Source organism: Burkholderia crassaminum (genome assembly GCF_964265005.1).
Taxonomy (GTDB): Bacteria; Pseudomonadota; Gammaproteobacteria; order Burkholderiales; family Burkholderiaceae; genus Burkholderia.
The window spans coordinates 3,226,962-3,246,493 of the sequence record NZ_OZ183800.1 but is presented as its reverse complement, the minus strand read 5'-3'; the positions used below and the strand labels follow the sequence as shown (position 1 = coordinate 3,246,493).

The following is a 19,532-nucleotide window of genomic DNA, read 5'->3' as shown; positions in this document are numbered from 1 at the left end:
TCCCGATGGAAAAATGATAGACAGGACGGCGCGAAATGAGCTTGCGAAATAAATCGTGAAGACCTACGTTATCGACGTGACGGTGAGCATCGAGATAATTTTGATTCGTGAAATCGACAGGAAACGCAATGAAATTAGATCGCGGCAGTACATCGCCGGCCGATGCCGCGCCGGCGCTCGACCGCATCGACCGCGCGATCCTGCGGCAGTTGCAGCAGGACGCGTCGATCTCGAACGTGAGCCTCGCCGCGAAGGTCAAGCTGAGCGCGCCGGCGTGCCTGCGGCGCGTCGAGCGGTTGAAGGAGATGGGGCTGATTCGCGGGATCGTCGCGCTGCTCGACCCGAAGCCGCTGGGGGCCGGCATGCTCGTCGTGATCGGCTTCGTGCTCGATCGTTCGACGCCGGAGGCGTTCGCCGAATTCGAGAAGGCCGCGCAGAAGGTGTCGGGATGCGTCGAGTGCCACGTCGTGACCGGCGAGTTCGACTACTTCATGCTGGTGCGCACGCGCGACAACGAAAGCTTCAATCGCTTGCACGCGGAGCAACTGCTCTACCTGCCGGGCGTGCGGCAGGTGCGCTCGTTCATGGTGCTCAAGGAGATTCTGTCGACGCACGTGCTGCCGGTGTAGCGCGGAGCGTCGGCCATGCGTCGACGTCGATGCTCGAGGCACTCGTCCGTATGTCCGGCTGGCTTCCCGCCGGCGGATTTTTTGAGTGACGCTGGAAGTGCCCGACATCGTCCATGACATCGCGTACCAGCCGAACCTGCCGGACGATTGGGCGACACTGTCGCGGGATCCTGAGTCGACCGCCCGGATCGGGCAGGCCTGGCTTGAAACGGGCGCGCAGTTGGCGATGCACGTACCGTCGGTCGTCTGCCCGACCGACTTCGACTTGTTGCTGAACCCGCAGCATGCGGATTTTGCGTCGAGCGTGAAAGTGATCGGCAAGGAAGCGTTCGCGCTGGATCCGCGCCTTTTCGGCCAGATCGTGTTGACACTATCGAAGACCTTTGACGATCAGGGCGAAGTCGATAAACGCGGTGAACATCACATCGAGCTTGTCGAAGCTCGAAAAGATGCGACGAAAACCCTTCAGGCGTCGGAATAGCCGTTCGACTTCGTTTCGACGCTTGTACATCTCACGATAGCGTGAACATGCGCTGGCGCATCGTCGGGCGGGTTTTCCATAATTTCGACAAAATTCATCCTCCGAGAGCGCATGTTCTCCGTTTTTCGTCGTCAATCGCGCCTACTGAGATTTTTCTCGCCGCGGCCGAGCGATATGATTTCTCGAATCCAACACCCGTCAGCAGAACCATCGGGGCGCGCCGGCACGATTCCGGCGCGGCACCGCGAGCATCGAGAGAGTTTCATGCCGGACACGCCATTCGTCATCGTTGAACGCGCCCGTAGGCGAACCGCGCAGGTCCGGTTCGGCGATACGCCCGCCGTCTTGCAGGACGGCCCCAAGTGGGTTTGCCAGATCGTGCCGGACGGCGCAGTGCGGACCGGTGTCGAGCCGATTCCGTCGGCGCGCGTGGTCGAGTTGCTCGGCCGCCTGAAGCCCGCGAACGTCGCGTTGAACGGTGCCGCCGCGCATGCCGACGGCTGGCTGGCCCGTTCGGCGCCGGATGCAGTCGGCCAATGCCGGGCCTATGCCCACCTGGGCGCGGACCGGACCCTGGAGATGGTCGGGATGCCAGGCGTCGGCCCCTGGCTAGCCGAGGGCGACACGTGGTGGCCCGGTACATACGAGTTGCCCCTGCTCGAGCATTTGTCCGCGACCGTGCCGCCGCTGTACGGCCTGCCCGGCGCGACCGAAATCGCGTCCGCGCATCTGCTGATGAGCCTGACCGCGATCGACGGCACAGCGCTCGTGACGGAATCGGACGACGGCATCGAGCGCCCGTTCCGGATTCCCGCGGGCGTCGACACGATTCATTTCGAGCCGGTCCGCATCGACGGGCCGGCACCGCGTTGGCGCGAAACGCTTGTCGCGGCGTTCGACCGGGTCCGGCATCTGGTCGGGCTCAAGTCGACCCGCCCGTTCTATCTTTGAATTTCACGCCGTTCACCCGGCAAGCCTCGCCATGACCGACGCACTCGACGCCTTCGACCGCAAGATCCTGACCATCGTCCAGCGCGACTGCACCGCGACTGCGGACACCATCGCCGAGCGCATCGGCCTGTCCACGTCCGCCGTGCAGAAGCGGCTGAAGCGGATGCGCACCGAAAAGATCATCTCGGCGGAAATCGCGGTTGTCGATCGCGCGGCGGTCGGGCGCCCGATGACCTTCATCGCCGCGATCGAGATCGAACGCGAAAACTACGAGACGATCGCGAAGTTTCGCGATTGGTCGAAGTCGCACGACGAGATCCAGCAGATTTACTACGTGACGGGCTCCGTCGACCTGATCGCGATCATCACCGCGTCCGACGTCGAAGCGTACGACCGATTGTCCGCGCGGATCATGCAGAGCAATCCGATGATTCGCCGCATCAACACAAACGTCGTGCTGAATCCGCTCAAGATCGGGCTGTTCGTGCCGGTCGAGAAGGACGGAGACGACGAGCCACCCGCCGGCTGACGCGAACGCGCGGCGCGACGACGGCCGAACCGGCCGTCCCGCGTGACGAACCGCAATGCATGCATGTCGATGTCGGACGAAACGCATAATTTGGCAATCGATTCGCACCACTAATCTGTTTCCTGAATTTACTGAACAGGAGATGATCGAAATGGAACTCAAGTTGGCACTGGTCGGCTTCGGCGGCGTCAATCAAGGACTGGTCGAGCTGCTCAAGAAGAAGCGCGCGATGCTGTCGGCCGCGGGGCTCGACGTATCGGTCACGATGGTTGCGGATCTGCGGCTCGGGATCGCGACGAATCCTCGTGGCATCGCACTGGACGTACTCGACGAAACCGCACGGCGCGGCGTCGATGCCAAAGCGTTGCACCGCGATCCCGGCACGCTGGTGTCGCCCGACGTCGACCTCGGCGCAGTACTGAAGGCGATTGCATCGGAGCACGTCGATGTCGTCGTCGAAGCGACCTTCACCGATCCGAACACGGGCGAACCGGCGCTGTCGCATTGCCGCACCGCGCTCGAATGTGGCAAGCACGTGATTACCACCAACAAGGGGCCGATCGCGCTCGCGCAGCAGGCGCTGTCGCGGGTCGCTGCGCAGTCGCGCGTGTGCCTCAAGTACGAAGGCACGGTGATGAGCGGCACGCCCGTGCTGCGCCAGCTCGCGACGACGCTGCGCGGCTGCGACGTGAACGGCTTCGCCGGCATTCTCAACGGCACGTCGAACTTCGTGCTCGGCCAGGTCGAGGGCGGCGCGAGCTTCGACGCGGCGATCCGGGACGCGCAGCAGCGCGGCTACGCGGAAGCGAATCCCGCGGCCGACGTCAACGGCTCAGACGTGCAGCTCAAGGTCGTCATTCTCGCGAACACGCTGTGGAACGCGGGCCTCGAGCGCGGCGACGTGACCTGCCGCGGAATCGTCGAGCTGACCGAGGACGACGTGCGCGCCGCGGCGGCCGACGGGATGTCGTGGCGGCTGATCGGTTCGGCGCTCCGTCATCCGGACGGCACGGTGACTGCGAGCGTCGAGCCGCGCAAGCTGGCGGCCGACCATCCGCTGCGCGCCGCGAGCGGCGTGACGAATGCGATCACGTTCGACACCGACGTGCTCGGCGGCGTGACGATCAGCGGGCCCGGTGCGGGCCGCGAGGAGACCGCGTTCGCGATCCTGTCGGACCTGATCGAACTGGGCGAGCGCATCGGCGCCGCCGCACCGGAGGTGCTCGCATGACCGCGCGCGATGCAGTGATCGACGATCTCGCGACGGCCGGCGTGGCCGACGTCCGGTCGCCTTATGACGGGGCCGTTGTCGGCACGGTCCGCCTGTCACCGGTCGAGGCGGCACCGGCGCTCGTCGAGCGCTCGCTCGCGGGTGCAAGCGCGGCCGCGGCGTTGCCGCGCAGCCGGCGCGCCGAGATCCTGTCTCGCGCGGCGGCTCGCGTCGAGGCGTGCGCGGAGAGTCTCGCGCGCACGATCGCGCTCGAAGCGGGCAAGCCGCTGCTGCAGGCGCGCAAGGAGGTCGCACGCTGCGTGAACACGCTGCGCCTGTCCGGCGAGGAGGCGAAACGCCTGGTCGGCGAGACGATCCCGTTCGATGCGTATCCGGGATCCGAGGACCGCAGCGGGTACTACACGCTGGAGCCGCTCGGCGTGATTCTCGCGATCACGCCGTTCAACGATCCGCTGAACCTCGTCGCGCACAAGCTCGGGCCGGCGATCGCGACCGGCAATGCGGCGATCCTGAAACCGTCGCTGCTCGCGCCGCTGTCCGCGCAGGCGCTCGTCGAAATCCTGTGGGAGGCGGGTGTGCCGCGCGACGCGCTGCAGATCGTGCACGGCAGCGCGGAGATCGCGTCCGCGCTGGTTCGCGACCGGCGGATCCGGATGGTGACGTTCACGGGCGGCCCGGCCACCGGCGAGGCGATCACGCGCGACGCAGGGCTCAAGAAGATCGCGATGGATCTCGGCGGCAACGCACCCGTGATCGTGATGGCCGACTGCGACCTGAAGGACGCCGCCGAATCGTGTGTGTCGGGCGCGTTCTGGGCCGCGGGCCAGAACTGCATCGGCGCGCAGCGGATCTTCGTCGCCGAGGCCGCATATGAGCCGTTCGTTCGCTACTTCGTCGAGCTGACCCGCAAGATGGTCGTCGGCGATCCGCTCGACGACGCGACGGACATGGGGCCGATGATCGGCGAGGAACAGGCGATGCGGATCGAACGCTGGATCGACGAAGCGGTGGCGGGCGGCGCGACGGTGCTGACCGGCCATCGCCGGCGCGGCGCGCTGGTCGAGCCGACGGTGCTCGTCGACGTGCCATGCGACGCGCGCGTGTGGACCGACGAAGTGTTCGCGCCGGTCGTGACGATCACGAAGTTCACCGACCTGCAGCAGGCGCTCGACGCCGCGAACGCATCCGAAAGCATGCTGCACGCAGGTGTGTTCACGAGCCGGCTGGAGATCGCACTTGGGGCAGCGGAGCGCCTGCAGGCGGGCGGCGTGATGATCAACGATTCGTCCGACTACCGTTTCGATGGCATGCCGTTCGGCGGATTCAAGTACGGGTCGCTGGGCCGCGAAGGCGTGCGGTTCGCGATGACGGAAATGACGCAGCCGAAGGTGGTCTGCTTCAGGCGCAACCGGATGCTGTCGAGCTGACGCGAGGTGCCGGCGCGTGAGGCGCCGGCACCTCGTGGACCGGGGCGGTGTGCAACGTATCGATTAAGGAGTCGGGAATGCCAGCAGCAATTCCTGCATGCAAGCCAGCGGCCGACGTGCTGGTGGTCGAGGATATTCACAAATCGTTCGGCGGCGTCGAGGTGCTCAAAGGCATCTCGCTGACCGCGAGAAATCATGAGGTCGTGTCGATCCTCGGCAGCAGCGGATCGGGCAAGAGCACGTTCCTCAGGTGTATCAACCTGCTGGAAACGCCCGACCGCGGCCGGATTCGCGTGAACGGCGAGACGCTCGCACTGAAGCCGACGGGCCGGGACGGCGCGCTCGTCGCCGCCGATCCGAAGCAGGTGATGCTCGTGCGCCGCAAGCTTGCGATGGTGTTCCAGCAGTTCAACCTGTGGGCGCACATGACGGTGTTGCAGAACGTGATGTTCGTACCGGTGCGCGTGCTCGGCGTGCCGAAGCGCGAGGCGCGCGACAAGGCGATCGCGATGCTCGAACGCGTCGGGCTCGCGGGCAAGTGCGAGCACTACCCGAACCAGTTGTCGGGCGGCCAGCAGCAGCGCGTCGCGATCGCGCGCGCGCTCGCGACCGATCCCGAGGTGATGCTGTTCGACGAGCCGACGTCGGCGCTCGATCCCGAGCTCGTCGGCGAAGTGCTGAAGGTGATGCGCTCGCTCGCAGACGAGGGGCGCACGATGCTGGTCGTTACGCACGAGATGGGCTTTGCGCGCGAGGTCGCGAACCGCGTCGTGTTCGTCCACCAGGGGCGGATCGAAGAGGACGGCAGTCCAGACGAAGTGTTCGCGAATCAGAAATCGCCGCGTTTCCAGAAGTTTCTGTCCAGCATCATCTGATGCGGACCCATTGCCAACCGGAGGGGAAATCATGAAGAAACTGCTTCAGTCGCTGTGCGTGGGCGCGGCCTTGCTCGGATCTGTCGCGCATGCCGAACAGGTCGTCCGGGTCGGCACGCTCGCCGATTACGCGCCGTTCGAATACAAGGACGCGTCCGGCAAGCTGCAGGGCATGGAGATCGACATCGGCAAGAAGATGTGCGACGCGATGAAGGTCAAGTGCCAATGGGTGACGATGGACTTCGATGCGTTGATTCCAGCGCTGAAGGCGAAGCAGATCGATGCGGTGCTCGCACAAATGTCGAAGACGCCGGAACGCGAACAGTCGGTCGATTTCACGCGCGTGTTCACAACGGCGCCCGTGCAGTTCGTCGCGAAGCAGGGTTCGGGCATCACCGACAACCCGGCCGCGCTGCGCGGCAAGACGATCGGCGTGCAGACCGCGTCGACGCACGAATCCTATCTGCGCCGCCGACTGCCGGCGAGCAAGTCGGGCGTTAGCGTGAAGGTCTACCAGACCCTCGACGAGGCGTGGCTCGATCTCGAGGCCGGCCGTGTCGACGCCGTGCTCGCGGACAACACGGTGGCCTACGACTGGCTGGAAAAGGCCGGCAAGAAGGAGGGCTTCGACTTCGTCGGCAAGCCGATCACCGACACGGAGATCTTCGGCGACGGCACGGCGATTGCCGTGCGCAAGGGCGACGCGCCGCTGAAGACGCTGTTCGACAAGGGCATCGCGCAGGTGCAGGCCGACGGTACGTTCTCGGCCGCCAACAAGCGCTATTTCCCGTTCAGCATCGCACCGCAATAACCGCGCATCCGGATCGTGCGGCCGCCGGGCGGCGCCGCGCGCACGGTCCGCGCCTCACAAGGAGCGATACCACGATGGACATGTTGGTGAACTACGGCGCCCAGATTGCGGCGGGCGCGCTCGTTACGCTGGAGCTTGCGGTGGCTGCGCTGGGCCTTGGCATGCTGCTCGGCATCGCCGGTGCGTCGGCGAAGCTGTCGAGCGTGCGCTGGCTGAGCGGCGCGACCTACGCGGTGACCAATTTCCTGCGCGGCATTCCCGAATTCCTGATCCTGCTGATCTGCTACTTCGGGCTGTCACGGATGCTGAACACGCATTTCGACGGCGCGATCACGGTCAGCCCGTTCTCGGCCGGCGTGATCGCGCTCGCGCTGGTGTTCGGTGCCTATTCGTCGGAGATGTTCCGTGGCGCGTTCCTCGCGGTGTCGGCTGGGCAGATCGAGGCGGCGCGCGCGTACGGGATGACGCGCCTGCAGACGCTGTGGTTCGTCCGCCTGCCGCAGGCGTGGCGAATCTGCCTGCCGAGCCTGAACAACATGTGGCAGAACCTGCTGAAGGACACCTCGCTCGTGTCGATCGTCGGGCTCGAGGACATGCTGCGCAAGGCCAACATCGCCGCGCAGTTCACCAAGCAGCCGTTCGTCTTCTACATGGCGGTCGGCCTCGTCTACTTTGGCTTTCTCGCCGTTTCCAACCCTGCGTTCGCGTGGCTCGAACGCATCGCGGGTCGCGGCTACGCGAAACGCACCTGAACAGGCCTTGCCATGAACGACTTTCTTTTCCTGCTCGGCCAGTCCGGCCCGGACATCGCGCGCGGCGTGTGGATGACGCTGCAACTGCTGGTGCTGTCGTGCGCGCTCGCATTCGCGCTCGCGGTGCCGCTCGCCGTCGCGCGCAGCTCGGAGAGCCGCTGGCTGGCCATGCCGAGCGGCCTCTTCATGTCGGTGTTCCGCGGCACGCCGCTGCTCGTGCAGATCTTCGTGCTGTATTACGGGCTCGCGCAGTTTTCGGTCGTGCGCGCGTCGCCGCTGTGGCTGCTGGTCGGCGGCTCGTTCTCGTGCGCGTTGTGCGCGCTGACGCTCAATCTGGCCGCCTACATGGCGGAAGACATCCGCGGCGGGATCGCCGGTGTGCCTGCCGGCGAAAAGGAGGCCGCACTCGCGTTCGGGATGAGCCGCTTCATGCTGACCTGGTACGTGGTCGTGCCGCGCGCCATCGGCATCGTCGCGCCGACGCTCGGTAACGAGATCGTGCTGCAGCTCAAGTCGACCGCGCTTGCGAGCACGATCACCGTGCTCGACCTGACGGGAGTCGCGCGGCGCATTTCGATCGAAACCTATACGACCGACGCGCTGATGCTCGCCGGCATCGTGTACGTCGGCATCACGGCGGTGCTGTCGGCCGTGCTGAGACACGTGGAAGGCTCGCTGAACCCGCATCTGGGCCGCGTGCGCGCATAGCGGCGCGGGATGGACCCAACGCATCGAACGATCCGAGGACGACATGGGATACAAGCTTGAAACGCTGGCGCTCGCCGCCGACCGCGAAGTGACCGACGAGAAGACGGTCGCGCCCGCCATCCACTATTCGGCCGTGTTCAAGGCCGCCGGCAGCGAGGAATTCGCGGAGATGTCGAGCGTGCCGCAGCACCCGCGCAACTACACGCGCTACGGTAACCCCGTCCATGAGCGCGTGAAGGCGATCATGGCCGAGCTCGAAGGCACGGAGACCGCGCTCGTCACGGCCTCCGGGATGGGCGCGATTACGACGGCGATTCTCAGCGTCGTGAAGGCCGGCGATCACGTGATCGGCCAGACGCGTCACTACATGAGCACGACGAAGATGCTCGACGACATGCTGCGCAAGTTCGGCGTGGACGTAACGTTCGTCGACCAGGCCGACGTCGCCGGGTTCGACCGCGCGATCCGTCCGAACACGCGGCTGATCGTGCTCGAGACGCCGGTCAATCCGCTGCTGTTCGTGACCGATATCGCCGCTGTGACGGAGATCGCGCGGGCGCGCGGCATCCTGACGCTCGCGGACAACACGTTCGCGTCGCCGGTCAACCAGCAACCGCACCGGCTCGGCGTCGACATCGTCGTACACAGCGCAACCAAGTACCTGGGCGGCCATCACGACCTCACCGGCGGCGTGATCTGCACGAGCCGCGTGCTCGCCGAGCAGATCTGGCATACGCACATCACGCTCGGCTCGGTGCTGTCGCCGATGGACGCGTGGTTGCTGCTGCGCGGTTTGCGCACGCTGCCGCTGCGCGTCGAGCGGATCAATGCGAATGCGCTGGTGCTCGCCGAATTCCTCGAAGAGCAGCCGAAGATCGAGCGCGTGTTCTACCCGGGCCTGCGCAGCCATCCGCAGCACGCGCTCGCGTGCCGGCAGATGCGCGGCTTCGGCGGCGTGATCGCATTCGGCGTGCGGGGCGGCTACGACGACGCGCGGCGTTTCGTCGAGGCGCTGCGCGTGCCGCTGAACGCCGGCAACCTCGGCGGCGTCGATTCGCTTGCGATCCACACGGCGTCGATGTGGGCCGGCACGATGTCCGCGGAACAGATGCGCGCGGCGGACATTCCGCTCAACTTCATCCGCTATTCGGTCGGCATCGAGCATGTCGACGATCTGAAGGCGGACATCGCGCAGGCCCTCGAACGTATCTGACTTTCCGGCTCACGCCCAACGAACCATGAACCCAATTTCCCATCCGATCCGAGGTAGCATCGTCGCGCTCGTCACGCCGATGCACGACGACGGCAGCCTCGACCTTCCAGCGCTGCGCGCACTTGTCGACTGGCACGTCGCGAGCGGCACCGCAGCGCTCGTCGCAGTCGGCACGACCGGCGAATCGCCGACCGTCTCTGTCGACGAGCATCTGCGCGTGATCGCAGCCAGTGTCGAGCATGCGGCGGGCCGCATTCCGGTGATCGCGGGCAGCGGCGCCAATTCGACGGCCGAGGCGATCGAGCTGACCGCGCGTGCCAAGGCGCTCGGCGCGAACGCGTCGCTGCAGGTGGTGCCGTATTACAACAAACCGACGCAGGAGGGCTTATTCCGGCATTTCACGCGGATTGCCGAGACGGTCGATTTGCCGGTCATTCTGTACAACGTGCCGGGCCGCACCGTGGCAGATCTCGACAACGACACGGCGCTGCGTCTCGCACGCGTGCCGGGCATCGTCGGAATCAAGGATGCGACAGGCGATCTCGAGCGCGGGATGCGCTTGTTGCGCGCGGCGCCGGCCGGCTTCACGATCTATAGCGGCGACGACGCGACAGCGCCTCTGCTGATGCTGATGGGCGGTGGCGGCAACATCTCGGTGACCGCGAACGTGATGCCGCGCGCAATGGCGGCGCTGTGTGACGCCGCGCTCGCCGGCGACGCGGCCACGGTGCGCGCGTTGCAGCGTGCACTGATCGAGTTGCACGGCGCGCTGTTCACCGAAGCGAATCCGATCCCGGTGAAATGGCTGCTCGCGAGGATGAGCAAGGTGCGCGAAGGCATCCGGCTACCGCTGACGCCCCATGACGCGCGCTTTCATGCGGCACTGGTGGCCGCGTATGAGCACGCCGAAACCCAATGCGAATCGATCCTTGGCCAACACGCGCGGACTGCATCGCAGGAGCACGGACAGTGAACGGCATCACGGTACTCGACGGCGGCATGGGGCGCGAACTGGCGAGGATCGGCGCGCCGTTCCGGCAGCCGGAATGGTCGGCGCTTGCGCTGATGGAAGCGCCGCACTATGTCGGTGTCGCGCACGACGCGTTCATTGCGGCGGGCGCAGACGTCATCACCGCGAACAGCTATGCGATCGTGCCGTTTCATATCGGCGAAGACCGGTTTCGTCGCGATGGCGCGACGCTCGCGGCGCTCGCCGGGCAGCTCGCGCGGCAGTCGGCCGGCCGCGCGGGGCGGCCAGTGCGCGTCGCGGGCTCTCTGCCGCCGACGGGCGGTTCGTACCGGCCCGACCTGTTCGACGCGGCGCACGCCGACACGATCCTGGCGACACTCGTCGACGGGCTCGATCCGCACGTCGACCTGTGGCTGGCCGAGACGCAGAGTCTGACCGGCGAGATCGGCGCGGTCCGGCGCGCGCTTGGCGCGAATCCGAAGCCGCTGTGGGTGTCGTTTACGCTGCGCGACGAGATGGACGGCGGGGTGCGGCCGGTGCTGCGGTCGGGGCAGACGCTCGACGAGGCGGTCGACGCCGCGTTGTCGGCGCGCGCGGCTGCGCTGCTGTTCAACTGCAGTCAGCCCGAAGTGATGGGCGCAGCGGTCGAGACGGTGCGCAATGTACTCGCGCGCTCGGGCTCGACGCTGCCGGTCGGTGTTTACGCGAATGCGTTTCCACCGCAGCGCGACGATGCGCAGGCGAATGAGGCGCTTCACGGACTGCGAGGCGATCTCGATCCGCACGGCTATGCGCAATGGGCGGAACAGTGGATGTCGCTCGGTGCGCAGATCGTCGGCGGATGCTGCGGGATCGGTCCCGATCACATTGCAGCGCTGCGGGGCGCGGTGGATGCCCGAGGTGCCGACAGCGCAGGAACGCCGCGATGAAAGTAGACGGCATCGACCAGAAGATCATCGACGCGCTGTGTGCCGATGCACGGATTCCGCTTGCCGCGCTGGCCGACCGGATCGGCCTGTCGCGGCAGGCCGTCCGCCACCGGGTCGACAGGCTGGAAGCGCTGAAGATCATCGTGGGCTATACGGTGCGGCTCGCGTTGCCTGACGATGCTGCACCGGTGCGCGCGGTGATGCTGGTCTACCGCAAGGACCGGATGCGCGGCGCCGACGTGCTCGCGGCGCTCGAGCGAATCGCCGAGGTGCGCGACTGCGCGGTGCTGAGCGGTGAGGTCGACCTGCTCGTGCAGATCGAGGCAGCGTCGCACGAGCGCGTCAGCGAGATCTGGGCGACGATCAGCGCGCTGGACGGCGTGCAAAACATGACAACCTGTTTCGTGCTCGATTCGGTGATACACAAGCGGTGAGCCATTCGACACTTCGCGTGGTGTACGAAGCAGTAAAGCGAGCGCCGGCTTGTTATCCGGGCGTCTCGCGTTTGAGTTCGTTGCGAACGGCTCGTCGGCAAACCACTCCGATGTTGCAACCGTGTACGAACTCGAGGTGCAAACCGGACTGCGATTCCCCGGCACGAGCGATAGGCCGGATCGGGATTGTCAACTTCGCCTCGATCGTCGAATGTCATCGAGAGTGTGAACGCGACCTGGCCAGTCGTATTGTTCGGGGCGACGAGCAATCGTTGGCCGCCGCGCGATCGTGCCGTCCGGTCAGCGCTGCCACGGCGCCACGTCAGGCTGCGCCGTCTTGCCGAGCCGTTCGCGCGCGGTGCGGACGACCGCCGCGTCGAGCTCGCCACCATCGACCAGCGCCTTCAACGCAGCAATCACGATACTCGCGCGATCGACCTCGAAGAACGCGCGCAGTGCATCGCGCGTGTCGCTGCGACCGAACCCGTCGGTGCCAAGCGTCACGTAGCGGCGCGGCACGTACGCGCGGATCAGCTCGGGCACCGCGCGTACATAGTCGGTTGCGGCGATCACGGGCCCGCGCGTTGCGGCGAGCGCGGCGGTTACGTAAGGCGTTGTGTCGGCATCGTCACCAAGCCGCGTGCGGCGTTCGGCCTCCATCCCGTCACGCTGCAATTCGCTGAAGCTTGTGACGCTCCAGACGGCCGCATCGATACCCCAGTCGTCCTTCAGCATCCGCTGCGCAGCGAGCACTTCGCCGAGAATCGCGCCCGCGCCGAACAACTGCACGCGCGCGGTTGCATTCGAATCGGACGGCAGCCGGTGCATGCCCTTCAGAATGCCCGCACGCCGCGCGTCCGGATCGTCTTCGGGCATCGATGGCTGCGCATAGTTCTCGTTCATGACGGTCACGTAATAGAACACGTCACGCTGCTGCTCGACCATCTCGCGCATGCCGGCATCGACGATCGTTGCGACTTCGTACGCGAACGCCGGATCGTACGCGCGGCAGTTCGGAATCGTCGACGCCGCGAGATGGCTGCTGCCGTCCTGGTGCTGCAACCCTTCGCCGCCGAGCGTCGTGCGCCCGGACGTCGCGCCGATCAGGAAGCCGCGCGAGCGCTGGTCGGCGGCGGCCCAGATCAGGTCGCCGATGCGCTGGAAGCCGAACATCGAGTAGTAGATGTAGAACGGCAGCATCGGCAGGTCGTGCACGCTGTACGACGTTGCGGCGGCGATCCACGACGAGATCGCACCCGCTTCCGAAATGCCTTCCTCGAGGATCTGGCCGCGCGTGTCCTCGCGGTAGTAGAGCATTGAACCGAGATCCTCGGGCTCGTAGCGCTGGCCGAGCGGCGAGTAGATGCCGACCTGCCGGAACAGGCTCGCCATGCCGAACGTGCGGGCTTCGTCGGCCACGATCGGCACGACGCGCGGGCCGACGTCGGGATCCTTGATCAACGCGGTGAGCATGCGCACGAGCGCCATCGTCGTCGACATCTCGCGGCCGGCCGCATCCAGCGCGAACGCACCCCAGGCCGGCATCGAAGGGACGGTCAGCCCCTTCGATGCCGCCATCCGCCTTCTGGGCAGATAGCCTCCCAGGGCAGCCCGGCGGGCATGCAGGTAACGCATTTCCGGGCTGTCTTCCGCTGGCTTGTAAAACTTCAACTGCTCGACGTCGCCGTCCGACAGCGGCAACCGGAAGCGGTCGCGGAACGCTTTCAGGTCGTCGACGTCGAGCTTCTTCTGCTGATGGGTCGTCATCCGGCCCTGGCCGGCCGCACCCATCCCGTAGCCCTTCATCGTCTTCGCGAGGATCACGGTGGGCTGGCCGCGATGGGCGAGCGCGCGCGCATACGCGGCGTGCAGCTTGCGCGCATCGTGGCCGCCGCGGCGCAGGCGGTCGATTTCGGCGTCGGTGAGCTGCGCGGCGAGTGCTTCGAGCGCCGGGTCCTGGCTGAAGAAGCGCGCGCGGTTGTACGCGCCGTCGTTCGCGGAGAAGGTCTGGAACTGGCCGTCGACGGTATCGGCGAACGCGCGCGCGAGTGCACCCGCGTGATCGCGTGCGAACAGCGGATCCCAGTCGGACCCCCACAGCACCTTGATCGTGTTCCAGCCGGCGCCGGCGAACAGCGCCTCGAGCTCGTCGATCACGCGGCCGTTGCCGCGCACCGGACCGTCGAGCCGCTGCAGGTTGCAGTTGATCACGAACACGAGGTTGTCGAGCCCCTCGCGCGCGGCGAGCGACAGCGCGCCGAGCGATTCGGGCTCGTCCATCTCGCCGTCGCCGAAAAAGCCCCACACGGTGCGGCCGGCGGTGTTCGCGAGCCCGCGATGCTGCAGGTAGCGCATGAAGCGCGCCTGGTAGATCGCGTTGATCGGGCCGATGCCCATCGAGCCGGTCGGGAACTGCCAGAAGTCCGGCATCAGCCACGGATGCGGATACGAACACAGCCCGGGCCCGGCGATTTCACGGCGATAGTGCGTGAGATGGTCTTCGCCGAGAAAACCTTCGAGATACGCACGCGCATAGACGCCCGGCGACGAATGGGGCTGGAAGTACACGAGATCGCCGCCCGGGCCGCCTTCATGGCCCGCGCCGGCGGGCGTCGCGCGGAAGAAGTGGTTGAAGCCGACTTCGAACAGGTCGGAGGCCGACGCGTAGCTCGCGATGTGGCCGCCGAGCTCGCCGTATGCACGGTTTGCCCGCACGACCATTGCGAGCGCGTTCCAGCGCAGCGCGGCGGACAGCCGTTCCTCGAGATCGGCGTCGCCCGGGTAGGGCGGCTGTTCGTGCGCGGCGATCGTGTTCAGGTACGGCGTGACAGGGCCGCGCGGCGCCGCGAGCCCGCGGGTGTGCGCATGCGCGGCAAGCCGGCCGAGCAGGTATTGCGCGCGTTCCTTGCCGACGTGCGCGACGACGGCGTCGAGCGCCTCCAGCCATTCGGCGGTTTCTTCAGGGTCGGCGTCGGCGTGCGCTGCGCCCGCGCGCCGCGTGGCATCGATACCGTTCGACAGGTCCGTCATCGCAGGTCTCCCGCGCGCCGGTTCGAGCGGCGCGCATCAGTGGCAATCGGTCGGATCATGCTACCCGCCGATCCGCAAAATATGCGTCTGATTTCATTGGGATTTCGCGCACCGATAGTGTAAATATTCCGGTTGTGGCCACTCTTCCGGAATATTTCGACCATGAGCTCAAACCCGCGGCGGCTCGACCGCATCGACATCGGCATCCTGAACCAGCTTCAGCAGAACGCGCGGATCACGAACGCGGAACTCGCGCGGGCGGTGAACCTGTCGGCCACGCCATGCTTCAACCGCGTGCGCGCGCTGGAGAAGCTCGGGCTGTTCCGGCAGCAGGTCACGCTGCTCGATCCGGAGCCGCTCGGGCTGCGGATCAACGTGTTCATCCAGGTCAGCCTCGAAAAGCAGGTCGAGGATGCGCTGCAGCGTTTCGAGGAAGCGATCTCGCAGCGGCCCGAGGTGATGGAGTGCTACCTGATGTCGGGCGACGCCGACTATCTGCTGCGCGTCGTGATGCCCGATATGCGCACGCTCGAGCGTTTCATCATCGAGCGCCTGACGACAATCCCCGGCGTGTCGAACATCCGGTCGAGCTTCGCGCTGAAGCAGGTGCGCTACAAGACCGCGCTGCCGCTGCCGGCGGCGGGGTTGACGCTGGTCGATCCGGACGAGGCCGCGTCGGACTGGAGTTGAGCGCGGCGCTTGCCAGCCTTGTTTGCCGGGCCGCCTTTCAGCCAGCTTGCCCGCCTGTCCGTTCGATGACGGATGGGTGACCGGGCCATGACAGGCGTCTTGCATTGCCGGAACGGATCGAACGAATCTCGCGCGTGAGCCTCATAGGGCAGTCGGCGCGTCTGCATCGTGGCGACGCGGCGCGGGGCAGGCGCGTATGCTCGTCGTGTTGGCGGTAGGCGGTATCGGCCTCCGCCGGGCGGGTTCATGCGTGTCTCCATCCATCAACCAGCGAGGGCATCATGGCAAGACAGACGATGGCGGAATACCTGGCGAAGACGCTCGCGGCAGCGGGCGTCGAGCGCATCTGGGGCGTGACGGGCGACAGCCTGAACGGCCTGTCGTTCAGCCTGAGCCAGATCGGCTCGATCCGCTGGATGCACACGCGGCACGAGGAAAGCGCCGCGTTCGCGGCCGGCGCGGATGCCGCGTCGACCGGGCGGCTCGCGGTGTGCGCGGGCAGTTGCGGCCCCGGCAACCTGCACCTGATCAACGGTCTCTACGACTGCCACCGCAATCATCAGCCGGTGCTCGCGATTGCCGCACACATCCCGTCGACCGAAATCGGGCTCGGCTACTTCCAGGAAACCCATCCGCAGGAACTGTTCCGCGAGTGCAGCCACTTCGCGGAGCTCGTGACGAACGCGTCGCAGTTCCCGCGCGTGCTTGCGCGCGCGATGCGCACCGCGATCGACGAGCGTGGTGTCGCGGTGATCGTGCTGCCGGGCGACATCGCGCTCGGCGACGGCCCGGAAGAAGCGCCGGCATGGAGCGAAGCGGCGCCGCCGTCGATCCTGCCGGCCGATGCCGATCTCGACCGGCTCGCCGCGCTGCTCAATGCGTCGGACGCGGTCACGCTGCTGTGCGGCAGCGGCACGCAAGGCGCGCACGACGAGGTGGTCGCGCTGGCCGACACGCTCGGCGCGCCGGTCGTCCATGCGCTGCGCGGCAAGCAATTCGTCGAATGGGACAACCCGTTCGACGTCGGGATGACGGGGCTGATCGGCTTCAGCTCGGGCTATCACGCGATGGAATCGTGCGACACGCTGCTGATGCTCGGCACGGATTTCCCGTACCGGCCGTTCTATCCGTCGAACGCGAAGGTCGCGCAGATCGACTGGAAAGGCTCGCAGCTCGGCCATCGTGCACCGCTCGCGCTCGGCCTCGTCGGCACCGTGAAGGAAACGATCGCGGCGCTGCTGCCGCGCCTGACGCGCAAGACGCAGCGGCGCTTCCTCGAGAATGCGCTGAAACACTACGCGGCTGCGCGCAAGGGGCTCGACGATCTCGCGGTGGCCGAGCCGCCGGGCCGCGCGATCCATCCGCAATACCTGACGAAGATCGTCGACGAAGTCGCGGCGGAAGATGCGATCTTCACGGCCGACGTCGGCACGCCGACGCTGTGGGCGGCGCGCTACCTGACGATGAACGGCAAGCGGCAACTGCACGGCTCGTTCAATCACGGCTCGATGGCGAACGCGATGCCGCAGGCGCTCGGCGCGCAGGGCGCGCATCCGGGGCGGCAGGTGGTGTCGCTGTCCGGCGACGGCGGGCTGTCGATGCTGCTCGGCGATTTGCTCACCGCACGCCAGCTCAAGCTGCCGATCAAGATCGTCGTGTACAACAACAGCCTGCTCGGCTTCGTGTCGATGGAGCTGAAGGCGGCCGGCTATCTCGATACGAACGTCGACCTGAGCCCGACCGATTTCGCGGCGATCGCGAAGGGCGCGGGCATCTTCAGCGTGCGCGTCGAGCATTCGGAGAACGTCGAGGAAGCGCTGCGCATGGCGTTCGCGCATGACGGGCCGGCCGTCGTCGACGTCGTCACGTCGAAGTACGAGCTCGCGATGCCGCCGAAGATCGAACTCGCGCATGCGAAGGGCTTCAGCCTGTTCATGCTGCGCGCGATCCTCAGCGGGCGCGGCGACGAGATCGTCGAGCTGGCGAGAACCAACCTGCGGTGAGACGTGCCGCGTGCGATGCTTCGGGCAGCGCACGCGGCGTACCGCATCGACGAACGCGCCGGGGTGCGTTCGTCGTCGCATGACGAATTGAACAATACAAAGACATGGCAATCGAGATTCGCGCCTACGAGGCATCCGACCTGCACACGCTGTCGGCCATCTGGTTCGACGCGTCGTTGCACGCGCATCCGTTTCTGGGCGAGGCGCGGCTGCGCGAGCAGCGCACGCTGGTCGAAAAAGTCTATCTTCCCGACGCGGAAACCTGGGTTGCGTGCCGTGCCGGCGAACCGGTCGGCTTCATCGGCCTGCTCGACGGGGCGATCGGCGGATTGTTCGTCGTGCCGTCGATGCACGGCCACGGGATCGGCCGCGCGCTGGTCGAGCATGCGCTCGCGCTCAAGGGGGCGCTCGATCTCGAGGTGTATGCCGACAATCGCGATGCATGCGCGTTCTACACGCGGCTCGGCTTCGAGGAAATTTCGCGGCGCGACGAGGACGACGAAGGCTTGCCGTTCGCGAACATCCGGATGCGCGCCACGCGCTGAGCGGGCGGGCAGGAAGCGTGCGCCGCGTTGCGCGGTACCGCACTGCCAGGCACCACACAGCCCGGCACGGCTCGGCAACGGCTCGGCAACGGTACGGCAACGGTACGGCAACGGTACGGCAACGGTACGGCAACGGCACCGCACCGCACGGCACCGCACAGCCCGGCCCGGCACAGCACGGCACAGCACGGCACGGCACGGCACGGCACCGCCCGGCCCGGCCCCGGCACGGCAACGGCACCGCACGACACGACACGACATCGACATCGACATCGACATCGGCCGCGATGCTGTTCCGGTGCGCTTGTGCTTGCGCGTGCGTTCAGGCCGGCGCCGCTTCGCACCCGGCGGCCACCCACTCGCGCACGGCCTCGACGAACAGCCGCAACGCGGCCGGCGGATGCCGGTTCGCCGGATAGTAGAGGCACAGGCTGTCGAACATCTGGCTCCACTTGGGCAGTACCTGTACCAGTCGCCCCGACGCCAGATGCTCGGCGACGCGCGATTCCGTGACCCACGCGATCCCGATGCCGGCCAGCGCCGCGTCGATCATCAGCGTCTGGTTGCCGAGCGTCAACGGCCCGTCGACATCGATGCTCACGCGCTTGCCGTCGCGCATCAGGTCCCAGCGATAGAGCGCGCCGCTTTCGAAGCGGTAGCGGATGCACGCGTGGCGCGTGAGGTCCTGCGGGCTTTCCGGCGCCGCGTGCCGCGACAGGTAGCCGGGCGATGCAACCGCGACGAAGCGCATCGGGCCGCCGAAGCGCACGGCGATCATGTCGCGCGGCACGTCCTCGTGAACGCGGATGCCGGCGTCGAATCCGTGTTCGACGATGTCGATCAGCCGTGAATCGACGACGAACTCGACGTGGATGTCCGGATAGCGGGCGACGAAGGCCGGCAGCACATGCCGGATCAGCGGACGCGACGCGGCCTCCGACGCGCTGATCCGGATCTGGCCGGACGGGCGGTTGCGGGCGGTGGCGGCGTCGTTCAGCGCGTCCTCGAGATCGGCCACCGCGGGCCGTACGCGCACCAGCAGCTGTTCGCCGGCCTCCGTCAGCGCGACCGAGCGCGTCGTGCGGTTGAACAGGCGCACGCCCAGCCGCGCTTCGAGGTGGCGGATCGTATGGCTCAGCGCCGACGGCGACACGCCCAGAATGCGCGCCGCGCCGCTGAAGCTGCGCTGCTCCGCGATCGTGATGAAACTGGTCAGTTCGCCGATGTCGGTGCGCTGCATTTGTGAAAATTCCTCAATAACGCGTGAAATGGTACGCCGATTGTTGAGTGGCATCCATCAACCTACACTGGCTTCCTCGGCATC

At 66.7% G+C, this 19,532-nt stretch carries 18 protein-coding genes and 2 pseudogenes; 17 read left to right on the top strand and 3 right to left on the bottom strand.

Annotated features, from left to right (window positions below; genetic code table 11):
- The first annotated feature begins 128 nt into the window (after nt 1–128).
- Both ACPTTF_RS31615 and ACPTTF_RS31610 read left to right on the top strand, forming a co-directional pair.
- Nucleotides 129–629 (top strand): Lrp/AsnC family transcriptional regulator, encoded by a 501-nt coding sequence (locus tag ACPTTF_RS31615; RefSeq protein WP_423369598.1) that lies wholly within the window; start codon nt 129–131, stop codon nt 627–629.
- A gap of 29 nt (nt 630–658) precedes the next feature.
- Nucleotides 659–984 (top strand): annotated as a pseudogene (locus ACPTTF_RS31610) (RES family NAD+ phosphorylase); the annotation flags it as partial.
- Nucleotides 985–999: 15 nt separating this feature from the next.
- On the opposite strand, the pseudogene ACPTTF_RS31605 reads toward ACPTTF_RS31610, so the two are convergent.
- Nucleotides 1,000–1,146: pseudogene (locus ACPTTF_RS31605) on the bottom strand (IS5/IS1182 family transposase); the annotation flags it as partial.
- A gap of 75 nt (nt 1,147–1,221) precedes the next feature.
- On the opposite strand from ACPTTF_RS31605, the gene ACPTTF_RS31600 reads away from it, so the two are divergent.
- The 12 genes from ACPTTF_RS31600 to ACPTTF_RS31545 all read left to right on the top strand — a co-directional run bounded on the left by ACPTTF_RS31600 (nt 1,222) and on the right by ACPTTF_RS31545 (nt 11,940).
- Nucleotides 1,222–2,061: a hypothetical protein gene (locus tag ACPTTF_RS31600; RefSeq protein WP_423369597.1), complete on the top strand. Its 840-nt coding sequence runs from the start codon at nt 1,222–1,224 to the stop codon at nt 2,059–2,061.
- A 31-nt stretch (nt 2,062–2,092) separates the two neighbouring features.
- On the top strand, nt 2,093–2,590 hold the full coding sequence (locus tag ACPTTF_RS31595) for an Lrp/AsnC family transcriptional regulator (RefSeq protein ID WP_423369596.1): 498 nt from the start codon (nt 2,093–2,095) through the stop codon (nt 2,588–2,590).
- 151 nt (nt 2,591–2,741) lie between these two features.
- Complete coding sequence (locus ACPTTF_RS31590) at nt 2,742–3,821, top strand: homoserine dehydrogenase (RefSeq protein WP_423369595.1); 1,080 nt, start codon at nt 2,742–2,744, stop codon at nt 3,819–3,821.
- Nucleotides 3,818–5,248, top strand: a complete 1,431-nt coding sequence (locus ACPTTF_RS31585) for an aldehyde dehydrogenase family protein (protein ID WP_423369594.1) — start codon at nt 3,818–3,820, stop codon at nt 5,246–5,248. Before ACPTTF_RS31590 ends, ACPTTF_RS31585 begins: the two co-directional genes overlap by 4 nt.
- 77 nt (nt 5,249–5,325) lie before the next feature.
- Entirely contained in the window at nt 5,326–6,123 is a 798-nt protein-coding gene (locus tag ACPTTF_RS31580; RefSeq protein WP_166955293.1) for an ABC transporter ATP-binding protein, read from the top strand.
- 31 nt (nt 6,124–6,154) lie between these two features.
- Nucleotides 6,155–6,934 (top strand): transporter substrate-binding domain-containing protein, encoded by a 780-nt coding sequence (locus tag ACPTTF_RS31575; protein ID WP_423369593.1) that lies wholly within the window; start codon nt 6,155–6,157, stop codon nt 6,932–6,934.
- A gap of 74 nt (nt 6,935–7,008) precedes the next feature.
- Nucleotides 7,009–7,686, top strand: a complete 678-nt coding sequence (locus ACPTTF_RS31570) for an ABC transporter permease (RefSeq protein WP_166955290.1) — start codon at nt 7,009–7,011, stop codon at nt 7,684–7,686.
- Nucleotides 7,687–7,698: 12 nt separating this feature from the next.
- Nucleotides 7,699–8,394 (top strand): ABC transporter permease, encoded by a 696-nt coding sequence (locus ACPTTF_RS31565; RefSeq protein WP_166955289.1) that lies wholly within the window; start codon nt 7,699–7,701, stop codon nt 8,392–8,394.
- Between the two features lie 43 nt (nt 8,395–8,437).
- Nucleotides 8,438–9,607, top strand: coding sequence for a trans-sulfuration enzyme family protein (locus ACPTTF_RS31560; protein WP_423369592.1), 1,170 nt, complete (start codon nt 8,438–8,440; stop codon nt 9,605–9,607).
- A 25-nt stretch (nt 9,608–9,632) separates the two neighbouring features.
- The gene (gene dapA / locus ACPTTF_RS31555) at nt 9,633–10,580 is read left to right on the top strand and encodes a 4-hydroxy-tetrahydrodipicolinate synthase (RefSeq protein ID WP_423369591.1); all 948 of its coding nucleotides are present in this window, start codon (nt 9,633–9,635) and stop codon (nt 10,578–10,580) included.
- Nucleotides 10,577–11,506 (top strand): homocysteine S-methyltransferase family protein, encoded by a 930-nt coding sequence (locus ACPTTF_RS31550; protein WP_423369590.1) that lies wholly within the window; start codon nt 10,577–10,579, stop codon nt 11,504–11,506. The genes dapA and ACPTTF_RS31550 overlap by 4 nt, the downstream gene beginning before the upstream one ends.
- Nucleotides 11,503–11,940: an Lrp/AsnC family transcriptional regulator gene (locus ACPTTF_RS31545; RefSeq protein WP_423369589.1), complete on the top strand. Its 438-nt coding sequence runs from the start codon at nt 11,503–11,505 to the stop codon at nt 11,938–11,940. The genes ACPTTF_RS31550 and ACPTTF_RS31545 overlap by 4 nt, the downstream gene beginning before the upstream one ends.
- Before the next feature lie 300 nt (nt 11,941–12,240).
- Here the strand turns inward: ACPTTF_RS31545 and mdeB are convergent, their stop codons facing one another.
- On the bottom strand, nt 12,241–14,970 hold the full coding sequence (mdeB, locus tag ACPTTF_RS31540) for an alpha-ketoglutarate dehydrogenase (RefSeq protein ID WP_423369588.1): 2,730 nt from the start codon (nt 14,968–14,970) through the stop codon (nt 12,241–12,243).
- A gap of 162 nt (nt 14,971–15,132) precedes the next feature.
- Between mdeB and ACPTTF_RS31535 the strand changes: the two genes are divergently transcribed.
- The 3 genes from ACPTTF_RS31535 (at nt 15,133) to ACPTTF_RS31525 (ending at nt 18,208) form a co-directional block, all read left to right on the top strand.
- Nucleotides 15,133–15,660, top strand: a complete 528-nt coding sequence (locus ACPTTF_RS31535) for an Lrp/AsnC family transcriptional regulator (RefSeq protein ID WP_039322783.1) — start codon at nt 15,133–15,135, stop codon at nt 15,658–15,660.
- Between the two features lie 281 nt (nt 15,661–15,941).
- Nucleotides 15,942–17,663: a ubiquinone-dependent pyruvate dehydrogenase gene (gene poxB, locus ACPTTF_RS31530; protein WP_176048814.1), complete on the top strand. Its 1,722-nt coding sequence runs from the start codon at nt 15,942–15,944 to the stop codon at nt 17,661–17,663.
- Between the two features lie 104 nt (nt 17,664–17,767).
- Nucleotides 17,768–18,208, top strand: a complete 441-nt coding sequence (locus tag ACPTTF_RS31525) for a GNAT family N-acetyltransferase (protein ID WP_423369587.1) — start codon at nt 17,768–17,770, stop codon at nt 18,206–18,208.
- 322 nt (nt 18,209–18,530) lie between these two features.
- Here ACPTTF_RS31525 and ACPTTF_RS31520 read toward each other — a convergent pair whose 3' ends face one another.
- Nucleotides 18,531–19,448: a LysR family transcriptional regulator gene (locus ACPTTF_RS31520; protein WP_423369586.1), complete on the bottom strand. Its 918-nt coding sequence runs from the start codon at nt 19,446–19,448 to the stop codon at nt 18,531–18,533.
- Nucleotides 19,449–19,532: the final 84 nt, after the last annotated feature.